Origin of the sequence: Ruegeria sp. HKCCA0235A (assembly GCF_013033235.1) — a bacterium.
Classification (GTDB): Bacteria; Pseudomonadota; Alphaproteobacteria; order Rhodobacterales; family Rhodobacteraceae; genus Ruegeria.
On sequence record NZ_WQDQ01000006.1, the window covers coordinates 145,568 to 159,571 of the forward strand.

The 14,004-nt window shown below is 59.1% G+C and carries 17 protein-coding genes; 5 read left to right on the forward strand and 12 right to left on the reverse strand.

Features of this window, described 5'->3' with window-relative positions; all coding sequences use genetic code 11:
- Positions 1-10 precede the first annotated feature (10 nt).
- Positions 11-1,657, reverse strand: coding sequence for an electron transfer flavoprotein-ubiquinone oxidoreductase (locus GOW56_RS12320; RefSeq protein WP_171206065.1), 1,647 nt, complete (start codon positions 1,655-1,657; stop codon positions 11-13).
- A 136-nt stretch (positions 1,658-1,793) separates the two neighbouring features.
- Positions 1,794-2,249, reverse strand: a complete 456-nt coding sequence (gene soxR, locus GOW56_RS12325) for a redox-sensitive transcriptional activator SoxR (protein WP_171206066.1) — start codon at positions 2,247-2,249, stop codon at positions 1,794-1,796.
- Positions 2,250-2,335: 86 nt separating this feature from the next.
- Between soxR and GOW56_RS12330 the strand changes: the two genes are divergently transcribed.
- The 3 genes from GOW56_RS12330 (at position 2,336) to GOW56_RS12340 (ending at position 4,428) form a co-directional block, all read left to right on the forward strand.
- The gene (locus tag GOW56_RS12330; RefSeq protein ID WP_171206067.1) at positions 2,336-2,716 is read left to right on the forward strand and encodes a VOC family protein; all 381 of its coding nucleotides are present in this window, start codon (positions 2,336-2,338) and stop codon (positions 2,714-2,716) included.
- 231 nt (positions 2,717-2,947) lie between these two features.
- A complete protein-coding gene (gene greA, locus GOW56_RS12335; protein WP_171206068.1) occupies positions 2,948-3,418 on the forward strand; it encodes a transcription elongation factor GreA in 471 nt (156 codons plus the stop codon).
- Positions 3,419-3,432: 14 nt separating this feature from the next.
- Positions 3,433-4,428, forward strand: coding sequence for a hypothetical protein (locus GOW56_RS12340; RefSeq protein ID WP_171206069.1), 996 nt, complete (start codon positions 3,433-3,435; stop codon positions 4,426-4,428).
- Here the strand turns inward: GOW56_RS12340 and GOW56_RS12345 are convergent.
- The 6 genes from GOW56_RS12345 to fdhD are packed head-to-tail and all read right to left on the reverse strand — an operon-like array spanning position 4,425 to position 9,630.
- A complete protein-coding gene (locus tag GOW56_RS12345; RefSeq protein WP_367397109.1) occupies positions 4,425-5,018 on the reverse strand; it encodes a GNAT family N-acetyltransferase in 594 nt (197 codons plus the stop codon). The genes GOW56_RS12340 and GOW56_RS12345 overlap by 4 nt on opposite strands.
- Positions 5,015-7,060, reverse strand: a complete 2,046-nt coding sequence (glp, locus tag GOW56_RS12350; RefSeq protein ID WP_171206150.1) for a gephyrin-like molybdotransferase Glp — start codon at positions 7,058-7,060, stop codon at positions 5,015-5,017. The genes GOW56_RS12345 and glp overlap by 4 nt, the downstream gene beginning before the upstream one ends.
- 20 nt (positions 7,061-7,080) lie before the next feature.
- A complete protein-coding gene (mobB, locus tag GOW56_RS12355) occupies positions 7,081-7,572 on the reverse strand; it encodes a molybdopterin-guanine dinucleotide biosynthesis protein B (RefSeq protein WP_171206070.1) in 492 nt (163 codons plus the stop codon).
- Positions 7,569-8,213: a molybdenum cofactor guanylyltransferase MobA gene (gene mobA, locus GOW56_RS12360; protein ID WP_171206071.1), complete on the reverse strand. Its 645-nt coding sequence runs from the start codon at positions 8,211-8,213 to the stop codon at positions 7,569-7,571. The genes mobB and mobA overlap by 4 nt, the downstream gene beginning before the upstream one ends.
- Positions 8,210-8,746, reverse strand: coding sequence for a hypothetical protein (locus GOW56_RS12365; RefSeq protein ID WP_171206072.1), 537 nt, complete (start codon positions 8,744-8,746; stop codon positions 8,210-8,212). The genes mobA and GOW56_RS12365 overlap by 4 nt, the downstream gene beginning before the upstream one ends.
- Positions 8,743-9,630 carry a formate dehydrogenase accessory sulfurtransferase FdhD gene (fdhD, locus tag GOW56_RS12370; RefSeq protein WP_171206151.1) on the reverse strand — a complete coding sequence of 296 codons (888 nt, stop codon included), beginning with the start codon at positions 9,628-9,630 and terminating at the stop codon, positions 8,743-8,745. The genes GOW56_RS12365 and fdhD overlap by 4 nt, the downstream gene beginning before the upstream one ends.
- A gap of 49 nt (positions 9,631-9,679) precedes the next feature.
- On the opposite strand from fdhD, the gene GOW56_RS12375 reads away from it, so the two are divergent.
- Both GOW56_RS12375 and GOW56_RS12380 read left to right on the forward strand, forming a co-directional pair.
- Positions 9,680-10,396: an AzlC family ABC transporter permease gene (locus GOW56_RS12375; protein WP_171206073.1), complete on the forward strand. Its 717-nt coding sequence runs from the start codon at positions 9,680-9,682 to the stop codon at positions 10,394-10,396.
- Complete coding sequence (locus tag GOW56_RS12380; protein WP_171119734.1) at positions 10,393-10,725, forward strand: AzlD domain-containing protein; 333 nt, start codon at positions 10,393-10,395, stop codon at positions 10,723-10,725. The genes GOW56_RS12375 and GOW56_RS12380 overlap by 4 nt, the downstream gene beginning before the upstream one ends.
- On the opposite strand, the gene GOW56_RS12385 is transcribed toward GOW56_RS12380, so the two are convergent.
- The 4 genes from GOW56_RS12385 to GOW56_RS12400 form a co-directional block, all read right to left on the reverse strand.
- On the reverse strand, positions 10,714-11,346 hold the full coding sequence (locus GOW56_RS12385; RefSeq protein WP_171206074.1) for a hypothetical protein: 633 nt from the start codon (positions 11,344-11,346) through the stop codon (positions 10,714-10,716). The two genes, GOW56_RS12380 and GOW56_RS12385, sit on opposite strands and share 12 nt — an antisense overlap.
- A 17-nt stretch (positions 11,347-11,363) precedes the next feature.
- Complete coding sequence (locus GOW56_RS12390) at positions 11,364-11,498, reverse strand: aa3-type cytochrome c oxidase subunit IV (RefSeq protein WP_050604020.1); 135 nt, start codon at positions 11,496-11,498, stop codon at positions 11,364-11,366.
- Positions 11,499-11,587: 89 nt separating this feature from the next.
- Positions 11,588-12,127 (reverse strand): hypothetical protein, encoded by a 540-nt coding sequence (locus tag GOW56_RS12395; RefSeq protein WP_171206075.1) that lies wholly within the window; start codon positions 12,125-12,127, stop codon positions 11,588-11,590.
- Positions 12,114-13,955, reverse strand: a complete 1,842-nt coding sequence (locus tag GOW56_RS12400; protein ID WP_171206076.1) for a glycerophosphodiester phosphodiesterase — start codon at positions 13,953-13,955, stop codon at positions 12,114-12,116. Before GOW56_RS12400 ends, GOW56_RS12395 begins: the two co-directional genes overlap by 14 nt.
- Positions 13,956-14,004 lie beyond the last annotated feature (49 nt).

Here is a 14,004-nt window from a genome sequence, read left to right on the forward strand (position 1 = left end):
CGTTTTTTGCTTACATGTTCGGATAGTTTGGACCGTCGCCGCCCTGCGGCGTGGTCCAGGTGATGTTCTGGCTGGGATCCTTGATGTCGCAGGTTTTGCAGTGAACGCAGTTCTGGAAGTTGATGACGAATCGTGGGCCGCCCTCATCCTCGACCACCTCATACACACCCGCAGGGCAATACCGCTGCGCCGGCTCATCGTATTTGGGCAGGTTGACCTTCACGGGGATCTCGGGATCGTCCAGACGCAGATGGCAGGGCTGGCTTTCCTCGTGGTTTGTCGCTGCGAACGAGACATTCGTCAGACGATCGAAGGACAGCGTTCCATCCGGCTTTGGGTAATCGATTGGCTGGTGCTTGCTGGCATCTTCGGTCGATTCCGCGTCGTTCTTGCCATGGCCCAACGTGCCGAAAAGCGAAAAGCCAAACGTGTTCGTCCACATGTCCAGACCACCCAACATCAGGCTGGCGGTCAGACCCCATTTCGACCACATCGGCTTGACATTGCGAACCTTCTTCAGGTCGGAGCCAATCGCGCCATTGCGAACGTCGGTCTCGTAAGCCGTCAGTTCATCGCCCGAACGCTCGGCCTTGATCGCTTCGAAAGCAGCCTCGGCCGCAGCTTTGCCCGACAGCATCGCGTTGTGGTTGCCCTTGATACGCGGCACGTTGACCATGCCTGCCGAACAGCCCAACAGCGCCACGCCCGGCGCGACCAGTTTCGGCATCGACTGATAGCCGCCTTCCGTAATCGCACGGGCGCCGTAAGCCACGCGCTTGCCGCCTTTCAGCAGATCAGCCACCATCGGATGGTGCTTGAAACGCTGGAACTCCATATAGGGGTACAGATGCGGGTTCTTATAGTTCAGGTGAACCACGAAGCCGACGTAAACCTGATTGTTCTCAAGGTGATAGATGAAGGATCCGCCGCCTGCGTTGCTGCCCAAAGGCCAGCCCATCGTGTGCGTCACGCTGCCTTCCTTGTGCTTGGCAGGGTCGATCTCCCAGATCTCTTTCATGCCGACACCGTATTTCTGCGGCTCTTTGCCGGCAGACAGGTCGTATTTGGCGATCACTTCCTTGGACAGCGACCCGCGCACACCTTCTGACAGGAAGACATATTTGCCGTGCAGCTCCATCCCCGGTTCGGTGTTGGTGCCATAGGAACCGTCTGCCTCAAGGCCAAAAACGCCCGCTACGACGCCTTTGACTTCGCCATTGTCGCCATAGACCATTTCCGAGCACGCCATGCCCGGAAAGATCTCGACACCCAGTTCTTCAGCCTGTTCCGCCATCCAGCGGCACACATTGCCCATCGAAACGATGTAGTTGCCGTGGTTGTGCATCAGCGGCGGCATCGGGAAGTTCGGGATGCGGACCTGGCCTGCTTCACCCAGCATGTAGAACTTGTCGTCCTTCACGGGCACATTCAGCGGCGCGCCTTTTTCCTTCCAATCCGGGATCAGCGCGTTCAGACCACAGGGATCTAGAACCGCGCCCGACAGGATATGCGCGCCAACCTCGGACCCTTTTTCCAGAACGACAACGTTCAGGTCGGCATCCAGCTGTTTCAGACGAATGGCCGCCGACAGTCCCGCAGGACCTGCACCCACGATCACCACATCGTATTCCATCGCTTCGCGTTCAATCTCGGCCATCGCGGGCTCCCTAGCTAACTTTCCGAATTGGCGCTGTCACCGCATGATCTGCGCAATTTTGTTTCACGGCTGATTACATGGTCGGAAAGACATTGGTCAATCGAAACACGGCGTAACAAGGGCGCTATTCGACACATCACCCCTCTGGTGCATCCCCCATCAGGTACCTGGGACCGCTACCATGCGATTTTGCCCGGTCATCGGGGTTGTAGAGCGCGCATTTCGGCAGGCTCAGACACCCGCATCCGATGCAGCCATCCAGATTGTCGCGCAACCGCTTCAGGGTGTCGATTCGCTGATCCAGATGGGCCCTCAGATGTACGCTGATCGCCTTCCAGTCCTGAGGCGTCGGCGTGCGGTTTCCGGGCAGGCCCGACAGCACCCGCCGGATTTCCGGCAGCGTCAGGCCGAACTGCTGCGCAATCATGACAAAGCTCAGCCGCCGAATATCGGCCCGCTGATAGCGCCGCTGTCCGCCCGCGTTGCGCCAGGGCGAAATCAGACCCTGCGCTTCGTAATACCGGATGGCCGACACGGCCAGACCTGTGCGCCGGGCCAATGCGCCAATCGCCAGCCCCTCTGATGCCGCCATCAAACCCTCATGAAAAATTCATTGACCTAAAGTTAGGTTTAGAAATTACGCTGAGTCGGGACAAGCCAAAAAACACAGGAGATCCCATGATGGCGACGCTTGAACACACCAACTTCACTGTCCGCGACCCGAAGGCCTCGGCCGATTGGATGCAAAAGGTCTTTGGCTGGAAAACCCGTTGGGAAGGCCCCGCAATTGCCGGCGGATACACGGTGCATGTCGGTTCGGCCCATACGTATCTGGCACTGTACAAACCTGACGACCCGAAGCAGTCGGATGAAAGCAGCTATGATGTGATCGGCGGGCTGAACCACGTGGGTGTTCTGGTCGAAGACATCGATGCCACCGAAGACAAGGTTCGCAAGGCAGGATTCGAGCCCCACAACCATGCCGATTACGAACCAGGGCGCCGGTTCTATTTTCGCGATGACAACGGGATCGAGTTCGAAGTGGTGCAATATGATTGAGATGATTTGGCTTTGCACCCCATCGCAGCGTTGGCGCAGGTCGCGGCATCCCGATCATCGGCACAGGCCCCACCCCAAATCAAAACGGCGCGAAGTCGCGAATTGATCGCTGCTGACGCTGTCACCTCTTGCAATTCACGTGGCATTTGGGTCAGGTAACTGCCAATCTAACATTCGCCCCGACGCTCCTGTGCGGCGGGGCGACTCAATTTATGCGTGGACGTAGAGAGTATGGAAAAGATCCCGATGACGCCTGCGGGCAATGCCGCGCTCGAGGCTGAGCTGAAGAACCTCAAATCCGTTGAACGCCCGGCGATCATCGAAGCCATCGCCTCGGCGCGCGAGCTGGGCGACCTGAAGGAAAACGCCGAATATCATTCTGCCCGTGAAAAACAGGGCTTCATCGAAGGTCGCATCAAAGAACTGGAAGGTATTCTGTCGCTGGCCGATGTCATCGATCCGGCAAAATTGTCGGGTGCGGTCAAGTTTGGCGCAAAAGTCACATTGGTCGACGAAGATACCGATGAAGAAAAGACCTGGCAGATCGTCGGTGAATACGAGGCCAATATCGAAAACGGCCTGCTGAACATAAGATCCCCCATCGCCCGCGCCCTGATCGGCAAAGATGAAGGGGACAGTGTCGAAGTGCGCACACCCGGCGGCGTGCGCTCTTACGAAATCCTGAGTATCGAGTACGCCTGACCGGAGCGCATGTAATGTCGGGGCCAAAACCTGACCCGGAAACCGAAAAGCCGACGTCGCTGGGCATCTATGATCGCCCGAAAACTCCGGCTGTCACCGAAATCGAGATTGCCGCACTGGTGCTCAGCCTGATCTGGCTGGTGGTGTCGGTCGTCTTTCTCGTGCTGCCCGGTCAGGGGCAGAACGGTGGCTTTGTCGTCGCCTTTCTGGCCGTGTTCATGCCCGTGGCGATGATCTGGGTTGCGGCCACCGCGATGCGCGCCAGCCGGGTGATGCGAGAGGAAAGTGCGCGGTTGCAAACGGCAATCGACGCGATCCGGCAGACCTATGTGGCGCAGCAGCAGCGCGCCTCCAGCACCTATGAACCTGCGGTGACCAAAAAGCTGGATGAAATCGCTGCGGCCACACGGAAAACCGAAGACGCCCTGGCAACGTTCTCGACCAAACGCACGGCGCGTTCTGCCACGGCCGCGCAGAGTTCCTCTCAGGACGACCAGACCTCGTTGGAACTGGGCACACCTGCGGAAGAGATCACACCGCCGCTGAGTACCGAGGTTTTCATCCGCGCCCTGAACTTCCCCGAAACGCAGGATGACACCGAGGGTTTCAATGCGCTGCGTGTTGCTTTGAAGGACCGCAAGACGTCACAGCTTGTGCAAGCTTCGCAGGATGTACTGACGCTGCTCAGCCAGGAAGGCATCTACATGGATGACCTGCGGCCCGACAAGGCCCGGCCAGAAATCTGGCGCCAGTTCGCCCAGGGCACACGCGGGCGCGCCGTGGCGGCGCTGGGGGGCGTGCGCGACAGATCCTCACTTGCGCTGACGGCAGCCCGGATGAAACAGGATCCGATTTTCCGCGACGCCGCGCACCATTTCCTGCGTCGGTTTGACAAGATGATGGCCGAGTTCGAACCCACGGCAAGCGATGCGGAACTGAGTGAACTGGGTGAAACCCGAACGGCCCGCGCGTTCATGTTGCTGGGTCGCGTGGCGGGCACGTTTGATTAATCCGGCCCGACAATCCACGACATTTTGGTCGCGCTGCTGAAATTGAACAGATACTTCAGCGGTCCGGTTTTTTCTTGACCCATGGGCTGGAATCCCTCGCGCTCGTAAAGGCTGCGGGCGCGGGGGTTCGTGTCGATGACATCAAGCTGAACCTCTGACATGTTGCGGTTGCGGGCCTCGGACTTGATGGCATTCAGCAATGCCGTGCCCACTCCTTTGCCGCGCGCCTCGGCAGCGACAAAAATACCATCCATCTGGAACACGCCCGGTTTCAATTCGCGCTCCAGAACGCTCAGAACCGACGCGCGCCAGGTCGCCCCGAACCAACCATAGACCTGCGCCAGACCAGACATATTGCCCCCCGCAAAAGAGCCGTCACGTGTCTTGAAGCCTGCCAGACCCAGTATCCGGCCCGTTTTATCCCGTGCAACCAGCGCGAAATCCGGGTTCAATGCGATTTCAAAGAAAGCCAATCCTTTTTCGTCCGGCCCCATGACTTTGCCCAGTTTTGCCGCAAATGCCTGCCAGAACAGTGCCGCCGTTTGCGCGCGTTCCTGATTGGCGAACCCTCTTGAAATCGTGACCGTCACAACCCGAAACTTCCATACGGAAGGAACCGGACCATATCGCCCGGTTTGACATGGCGCGCACCGTCCTCGATTTCGACCAACCCTTCAGCCCAGCTGAGGCCACTGATCCGGCCTGATCCTTCCGAGTGGAAAACCTCGGCCCGCCCATCCCGCATTCTTGCTCGCAGATATTCCCGGCGACCGGGCTTCTTGCGCTTTTCAAAGGCGGCAGGCACTTCGAAACCTTGCGGTTCAGCCCAGCCTTCGCCGGACATCAGCCCCAAAGCCGGACGCGCGAAAATCAATGTACAGACCATGGCGGCAACCGGATTTCCGGGCAGGCCAAACACCGGCACGCCAGACCACAAACCCAAAGCCAGCGGCCGCCCGGGTTTCAACGCAATGCGCCAGTGCTGCATCGCTCCGGCCTGACGCAACAGCGCCGAAACATGGTCTTCGTCACCCGCTGACGCGCCACCACTGGTCAAAATCACATCCGCCTGTTCCGCGGCCTGATCCAATCGATTCCGCAAGGCGTCCCGATCATCCGAAACACGCCCCATATCCACGGGTACGAACCCCATACGGTCGATCAATGACAGCAGCATCGGGCGATTGGCGTCGAAAATCTGACCCGGACCAGCGCTCTCTCCGGCTTCGACCAATTCATCACCCGTAGAGACCACGGCCACGCGAAGCGGTTTGCGCACGTTGACTTCGGCAATCCCCACGGCAGACAGCAGCGCAAGATCGGCAGGGGTCAGCCTGCGCCCGGCAGCAAGGGCGATTTCGCCTGCGGCCACATCTTCTCCCGCGCGCCGTGTGTTGGCGCCTTTTTTCAGCGGACCGAGGAAGGCTATGTGGCCGTCCTTGACCGTGACATCCTCTTCCAGAATGACCGTATCGACACCGGCAGGCAGCGCCGCCCCCGTCAGCACGCGCAAGGCCCGACCTTCAGGCACGTCACCGTCGAACGGGATCCCTGCCGCCGCGCGCCCGTCAATCAATGGCATGATCTGCGGGCCATCAGCGACGGGACCGGCAAACCCGTACCCATCCACGGCCGTATTCGGTTGCGGCGGGTTCGAACGTCGGGCGACTACATCCCCAGCCAGAACGCGCCTGCATGCCTTGGTCAGCGCCATCGTCTCAGATGCGGTAATCGGGTGCAGCCTGTCACGCAAACAGGCCAGCGCCTCATCCACCGGTGTCCAGTTGACCCCGGCGGGCAACGCGAAGCAATCGTTCCGCAACGGGGGCGGGGTTATGTTCGGCTTGTCCTGAGGCACACCCAATATCCAACCTTCCTCTGCCGCTGAGACGTTCAATTGCGCATCCAACTCCTGCTCTGTCAAACGCGACAGAGTCAAGGCGACCTGTTCAACCTGCCAGGCATCCTTGATCCGCCCATCCGGTGCCGCGCCAAGGGTTAAAGACGGCCAGATTTCCACGAAGGCGACAGGTTTATCCAGCGGCTCGAACGGCCAGACCGAGATTTGCCCGGCAAGCCGGTGGCGAAGCCGGTTCAGAATCGGCAGCCCCATCATGACTTGGCCACCAACCGCGCCTGCCCCTGCCATCTGCCAGCAGGTGAAGCTTCCTTTTGCCAGAGTTTCAACAGCGCGACGGTTCGGGAACGGGTTAGAATAGTCTGATTTGGTACGCGGCAGGCCGTCAATATCTCGGCGCAATCCATTCATCCAGAACGGACCACGGCCGCCAAACTGACGGTTGATCCGACCCGCCAGATCAAAGCGGTTGTTGGCCTTCGGGGAATCCTCGACTTGTTGGTCGAACCAATCCCACAACGCCAGCGGATCGTCCGTTCCGGTCATCGCCCGTGCGAAGCCGCAAGGATATCCAAAAGGAAAATCGAACCCAAGAAGCAGGCGGCGACCGGCCTTAAGTTCGGCGCGGATCAGAGCATCCAACCTCTGCTCGGCTATCCGCCTGTTACGCAGGTATTCGGGGTCAAGCGCTTTTCCGTTTCGTGCAATGCAGGCCCAGATCGCATCCTTGCGCGGGGTCGGTCCGGTGTCGTTTCCGCCAGACCAATCCACCATTGCAAAGGTCTGGAACAGGCTCACAATCCGACCTCTTTCAGGATGAAGTCAGCAATCCCGACGGTATAGTCCAGATCATAGACCGGGCGGTCCAGATTCAGCGGAGTGTCGCTGGCCACCGCGCGGATGGTGCCATTTTCCGGTGCCATCAGCGCATGGCCCGCCGCGGCGCGATACGCTTCGATCTTGGGGTGGTCCTCGCGCTTGAAGCCTTCGACCAACACCAGATCGACCGGCGAGAGCCGCGCCAGAAGCTCGGCCAGCGGCGGTTCAGGCGCGCCCCGCAATTCCTGCATCAAAGCAATGCGTTGCCCCGAGGCAAGCAGCACCTCGCTGGCCCCCGCAACGCGGTGCCGGTGACTGTCCGTGCCCGGCTGATCCACATCGACGCCGTGATGCGCGTGCTTGACCGTAGAGACCGTTAAGCCCCGGCTGGTGATCTCGGCCACCAGCCGTTCCATCAGCCCGGTTTTGCCGGCATTCTTCCAGCCCGTGACGCCATAGACCCTCATGCCTGCTCCAACAATGTTCGGGCACGATCCAATTCTTCAGGCGTGTTGACGTTGAAAAACGGATCAAACGGGTCGGCGCTGAACAATGCCTCGCGTCCTTCATGTTTGTCGGTCCACAGCACCACCTTGCGCAACCCGTCCATCAGCGCCGCCCGCAGATCATCGCGCAGCGCCACGGGCCAAAGCCCGAACGTCGGGTGTCGGTTGACTCGCTTGCCGCCACCGGATTTCAGCGCCTCGTCGCCCGAACGCGGCGTGGTGGCCAAGACCAACGGGTGTACCTGCCCTTCCGCAGCCTGCGTCAGTCGCGTAACCAGATCACGCGGGAAAAATGGCGTATCCGCAGCAGCTGTGACGATGCTGTCCGCCCCCTGCTCTGCCGCCCAGTCGAGCCCGGCCAGCACACCGGCCAGAGGCCCGGCGAACCCTTCGATCGTATCAGGCAGGACGGGCAGGCCCAGATCAGCGAACCGCCCAGAGTCGCCATTGGCGTTCAGCGCCAGCCCATCGACCTGTGGCGCAAGCCGATTGATCACATGAGACAGCAGGCTCTGCCCCCCGATCTGCAACAGGCCCTTGTCGCCGCCGCCCATACGGGTGGCCTGCCCGCCTGCGAGAATGACGCCAAGCGGTTTGGTCATGATGGGTCCTCGATGTCCGGCCATTTTCGGAATTTCTCCAGCGGTGTGAAAATCCAAACCCCGTTGCCCGCACCCAGCAAGATGAAACACAGGCTCAAAGGAAGTCCGGAAAAACCGGCCAAGACATGGCTCAAGCGAATGAAAGCGAAAAAGAGCACCAAAACCGCCACAGGCGCGAAAAACGACCAGAAATAGCACCGATACCTGCGGAGTGATCGACGGATCTCGTCGGGTAATACAACTGAGTCCGGTAAACCTTGAAGGAGGATACGTTGCAATACAGCGCTTTGTTTTTGCACCGCCAATCCCCAAGCCGCCCACCCCATCCGGAATGGGGCAAACAGGTCAAATGTGCCGATATAGTCTCTTGCTTCCCATCCCAATCGATCCAGAGTTTCTTCGTCCAACCGTGCCATGCCGTCTACGATTGTCCGTTTGCTGCGTGCGTAGTTTCGCGCAGCAAGAATGCTCAGCGGCAAGATACCGACCGTCACAACAAACAGGAGAAAGAGTCTAAGGGTTTCCAAAATCATCCTGCACTTTTCCGGCGGTGTTTCCTGTCTTCGACAGCAACGGTTGACGGATCCACGTCGCGCAGCAGACGGTCGTCGCCCGACAGGCAGACAAAGCGCTGGCCGCGCATCCGCCCGATCAATGTCAGCCCGACCTCGCGCGCGATCTCGACGCCCCAGGCGGTGAAGCCCGAGCGGGAGGCCAAAACGGGGATTCCCATCATCGCCGTTTTGATCACCATCTCGGATGTCAGGCGACCGGTGGTATAGAGGATCTTGTCCTCCGCCGCCTCATTCTCGGACAACATCCAGCCAGCAATCTTGTCGACGGCATTATGACGGCCCACGTCTTCCATATAGACCAGCGGGCGGTTTTCACGGCACAGGACCGTGCCGTGAATCGCTCCGGCCTCAAGGTACAGCGACGGAGTGCGGTTGATCTTCGAGGCCAGATCATACAGCCACGAGGTGCGCACCTGAACCTGCGGCAGCTGTACGTCTTCTAGCCCCTCCATCATGTCGCCAAACACAGTACCCACGGCACACCCGCTGGTGCGGGTCTTTTTCTTCAGTTTGTCTTCATAAGATGTTTCGCGCGCGGTTCGGACGATCACGGTTTCAAGATCGTCGTCATATTCCACGCGCGTGATTTCGTCATCCGACAGCAGCATCCCCTGATTGCGCAGAAAGCCCAGCGCAAGATATTCGGGATAATCGCCAATCGTCATCGCCGTCACGATTTCCTGCGAGTTGAGGAAGATCGTCAGCGGGCGTTCCTCGACCACAGATATCTGGCTGATTTCACCGTTCTGGTCCACACCCTCAACCGCTCGGGTCAGGCGCATCGCACCCGGATCAGGGGCGATAAGATAGTCCGACAGATCGAATTCCGTGGCCAATTGCAACCCCTTCCCAAGACAGTTACTGCTGCATGAATTACCATAGGATTTAGCCATGGCCTCTGCCACATCCAAGTCATACTTCTGGAAAGGTTTTCGGGACGGGACGCCGTTTATCTTCGTCGCCGTGCCCTTTGGCCTTCTGTTTGGTGTTTTTGCGACCGAAGCCGGGTTGACCCTTGTCCAGACGATGGCCTTTACATCGACCGTTTTTGCAGGTGCCGCGCAATTCGCGGCGTTGCAATTGTTGCAGGACAACACCCCGACCGTGATCATCATAATCTCGGCGCTGGCCGTGAATCTGCGTATGGCGATGTATTCCGCATCACTGACACCTTACCTGGGTTCCGCGCCCATGTGGCAGCGTGCCTTTGCGGCATATCTAACCGTGGATCAATCTTATGCCTGCTCGATCGTGCGGTTCGAGAAAGAGCCCGACCTGTCAGTGCCACAACGCATGGCCTATTTCGTGGGCTCTGTCACGCCGATCACACCGCTTTGGATTCTGAGCACTTATCTGGGCGCGGTGCTGGGTGCGCAAATACCGGAAAGCTGGGCGCTGGATTTTGCCTTGCCGATCACCTTTCTGGCCATGATAGGGCCGATGATGCGGACCTTTGCACATGTGGTCGCGGCCCTTGTGGCCATCACGGTATCGTTGTTGACCGTCGTAATCCCGTTCAATCTGGGTCTGCTTATCGCCGGATGCGCTGGAATGGTTGCCGGAGCACAAGCGGAACTGATCCTCGAACGCAGAAAGACGCGACAATGACACAGCCCGCTTCCGTCACCATCTGGACCATTATCATCGGGCTTGCCATCGGCAGCTATGCGCTGCGCTTTGTCTTTATCGGTTTTGTGGGTGATCGCCCGATGCCGCCTTGGCTGCTGCGTCACCTGCGATATACAGCGGTGGCCATCCTTCCCGCATTGATCGCACCGCTGGTCGTTTGGCCCTCTGCCACCGAAGGGCAGCCTGATCTGCCCCGTATGTCGGCGGCAGCCGTTGCCCTGGCGGTCGGAGTGATCAGCAAAAACGTGATAGCGGCCATCTTTTCCGGGGCCGCCACGCTCTATGGTCTGCTTTATCTACTGAGTTGAGACAGCGTCGAGCTGGTTGAGACGCGCATTGTTTGCCGCCAAACCCTTTTGCAGATCCGCATCGTCATTTTCCCGATATTCTTCGGTCACGACGCCCGGAATCTGCGCAAACTGTTCCGACAGGTTAACCGGATAGAACGTCACATCAATCTGCTCGAACCCCGGCACCTGCTTCAACAGTTGAGAAGTCGAGTTGGTACAGAATGCGCCAGCGACCGGACCGGATTGCTTTGCCAGTTGCAAGGCGATTTCAGCCTGTTGCGGGCTCACCTGAATGGTCTGTATGCGGGCATAATGCGTCTCGCGCGCGTGCGAGCTGCGATAAGCTCGTTCGACTGCAGGGGTAATGCCGTAAAGCACATCATCCTTCACCGGAACCACATCCGCCCGGAACGAACCGGCAGGGTCAAAGATCACCCGCTCGCTGCCCGAGATCATCAGCGACGTATGCGCGCCCGATCCGGTGCGTGTGTTGATCATTGTGTACAGCGTCAGGGTCGCTGGCCCCGGATCACGGTAGGACCGGGACACGATTTCGTTCCGATCCGCCTGTGGACGGTTCGAATTGGCGCAGCCCGCCACTGTCGCTGCCAGCAAGCAGGCAATCAATATCCTGAGCAAGTCAGCCCCCGAAATGATTAGGAGGCGAAAACCGCCAGGAACAGGCACAGGAAGGCAATGGCGACCACACACCACGTGGTGGCCTTGATGAAACCGTTGAATGTCTTGGTTTGGACCGTGATGTCCATTTCGCCGTGCTTGTGTTCAGCCATGAGTCTCAGATTCCCAATTCGCGTGTTTGATCTGTTGGATAATAGAAAACAGAACGCCTGTCACCACGTCATTCGCGCGCAGGACGCTGTTACTTGAGAACCGAACAACCGGGATACCCGAACCCCCACCGCCAGGGCAGGCCGCTGCACGGCCCGCCACCGAATCGCACCGCCCCGTACATTGCATCCGCAGTGATCGCGTGCACGCTGCGAATCTGTTCAGGCGACATGTCGTACTGGTCGGCATAGTCCTCGGCATGGTTGTCTCCGTGCTGCACCACACAGGCGTGCAAGGCGTCATCCGCTGCCAGACGTGCCTCATAGCTTTCGCTGGCTGTCTCTGCACCGCCAGCATTGTGATATGCCCGGTCGTGGATGACGCAGCAGTACTCCCACGGCGGGTGCTCTTGATATAGCGCGCCAACCTGTGGGAATTGCTTTGCCACCCAGCGCCAACTGGCTGACAACCCGCCTGAACAGCCATCGGTTTCAAACGGCGTCAGTTCGGCGTCCTTGCTTTGCTCGATCAGGGCGCGGTGGCCCGGCATCTCAAATCCGCGCATCAGATCCTGTGCCCATGCCGACAGTGGCAGCAGAGACAGAAACAGCGCCATGTTAAGGACTTTCATCGCGCATTGCCTCTGTATCGACCTGCAATCCAAAGGTGGTTGCCAGCCACAGCAACAGCCGCTCGCCCGGCCCCATTTCAGCGCGGACGCGCAAAACCTCATTGGCCATGGCCGGGCGGTCGGTAATCAAACCATCCACACCCATCGAGGCCATCCTGGACATCTGCAACGGATCATTCACCGTCCAGACATAGATATCCTTACCAGCGTCCTGCACTTTGCGGATCAGCCCAGGTGTAACCATGCCTGCATTGACGGCGACAAATTCACCTTCCAGCCCCGACAGATCCCCAATGGCCGTGGCCGCCAGCACACCAGAGCGCCAGTCGGGCCGCAACTTTTCCATCTTTTGCACGGCCGGGTATTTCAGCGACATGGTGGCAACGTCGTTCTGCATCCCTAGCTCTTCGACAAGGCCGATCACCCGATTTTCCAGATCGACGTCGTGACCATAATATTTCAGCTCGATAAGAACCTTCGACTTGCCCTTGGCCGCTTCCAGAACCTCTCGCAGGGTCGGGGTCCGCTCTGCGGCGTATTCCGGTCCGAACCAGCTGCCAATGTCGATATCAGCAACATCCTGCATCGTCGCATCCCAGACCTTCAGGTTGACGCCGGCCAACTTCATGAAATCGCTGTCATGGGCCACGACAACTACATCATCCGCCGTTTCCTGAACGTCTATCTCAACCCAGTCCGCTCCATCCTCGATCGCTTTCAGGACCGAGGCCATTGTGTTTTCAGGTCGCAAGGCCGCAGCGCCCCGATGGCCGATGACCTCGGCTTGATCCGGCGCCTGCACGCGTTCCAGCAAGCTTTGCCCAAGCCAGAAGCCCACGCCCAATGCGGCCAAGGCCGTCGCGACAGTGACAAGAACCGGCACGCGAATCCTTCGGGGTTCGGGATGGGGAACGTCCTTGGTCTCAGCTTCAAAGAAGCCGTCCAGCAAGACCGCCAATGCGCCCAGCGCCGTCGCCGCCAGAACCAACCCCGCCAGGGACCAAAGCCCCGCAATGATCAGGCTGAGGATCAACGCCAGTCTGAGGCTGCCGCCTTCCTGCAAGGGCACAACTGCAAACAACAGACTGGCCACCGCCGCAATCAAAGCTGCAATGACAAGCCGCAGTCCCAGCCAAAGGGCAAGCTCGATCTTCAAACGCCCGCGCTTGCCTTCCATCTTTTGTTCGCTTTTCGCAAATGCTCCGCGTGGTGAGGCCCCCTCGAACAGGACCAGATGCAACGCCAGCGCCCATCCCGACAGACGGCGGATCAACACCCATGCCAACGCAAGAACGACAAGCCCGATCAGTACCACGGCCACCTGAAAGGCCGGAGGGTGGAATGTCAGGTAATAGTTGATGTCATATTCCGTCAGCGTCCACCATGCGATCAACCCCGCGACGGCCACAAACGGCAGGGCAAGCAGCAGGACGCGCAGGATGAACCGAACGGCAAATCCGAACAGCGCCGGAAAGCGGGACAGGTTCAGTGCCAGTGCCGCACTGCCTGCGCGCCAAGGGTCATTTTCTCCCATACGCAAGGACCCGGCCATGACCGCGAACACAATAACCTCAGCCAGCAAAAACAGACTGAGCACCGCAACACCCGCAATGAACCCTGCCGGAGACAGCAGGAACATCGCAATGTCCTGATCGGTCAGAGCGGTCTGATTTGACAGAGAGACCGCCAGATTGACAGCCACAGCCACACCCGGCGCGATCAGCGCCACCAACAGCAAGCGCACAGCGATATAGATTGGAACAAAGACCCGGCGCCGTTCCCAGGCACCTGCATAGGCATGTGTTACTGCTTGAAAAAACCTTGTCACGTGGGCGCCTCCGGACCGATGCAGTCATTCAAAGGCGCGCAAGCGTGAA

Bases quoted from the DNA above. Each gene is read 5' to 3' on its own strand.
- soxR (WP_171206066.1), bottom strand. From the start codon at position 2,249: ATGGCGGCATCAGAGGGGCTGGCGATTGGCGCATTGGCCCGGCGCACA.
- GOW56_RS12340 (WP_171206069.1), top strand. From the start codon at position 3,433: ATGTCGGGGCCAAAACCTGACCCGGAAACCGAAAAGCCGACGTCGCTG.
- GOW56_RS12395 (WP_171206075.1), bottom strand. From the start codon at position 12,127: ATGAAAGTCCTTAACATGGCGCTGTTTCTGTCTCTGCTGCCACTGTCG.
- mobB (WP_171206070.1), bottom strand. From the start codon at position 7,572: ATGAGGGTCTATGGCGTCACGGGCTGGAAGAATGCCGGCAAAACCGGG.
- glp (WP_171206150.1), bottom strand. From the start codon at position 7,060: ATGGTGGATTGGTCTGGCGGAAACGACACCGGACCGACCCCGCGCAAG.
- greA (WP_171206068.1), top strand. From the start codon at position 2,948: ATGGAAAAGATCCCGATGACGCCTGCGGGCAATGCCGCGCTCGAGGCT.
- GOW56_RS12375 (WP_171206073.1), top strand. From the start codon at position 9,680: ATGGCCTCTGCCACATCCAAGTCATACTTCTGGAAAGGTTTTCGGGAC.
- GOW56_RS12330 (WP_171206067.1), top strand. From the start codon at position 2,336: ATGATGGCGACGCTTGAACACACCAACTTCACTGTCCGCGACCCGAAG.
- mobA (WP_171206071.1), bottom strand. From the start codon at position 8,213: ATGACCAAACCGCTTGGCGTCATTCTCGCAGGCGGGCAGGCCACCCGT.
- GOW56_RS12390 (WP_050604020.1), bottom strand. From the start codon at position 11,498: ATGGCTGAACACAAGCACGGCGAAATGGACATCACGGTCCAAACCAAG.
- GOW56_RS12320 (WP_171206065.1), bottom strand. From the start codon at position 1,657: ATGGCCGAGATTGAACGCGAAGCGATGGAATACGATGTGGTGATCGTG.
- GOW56_RS12380 (WP_171119734.1), top strand. From the start codon at position 10,393: ATGACACAGCCCGCTTCCGTCACCATCTGGACCATTATCATCGGGCTT.
- GOW56_RS12365 (WP_171206072.1), bottom strand. From the start codon at position 8,746: ATGATTTTGGAAACCCTTAGACTCTTTCTCCTGTTTGTTGTGACGGTC.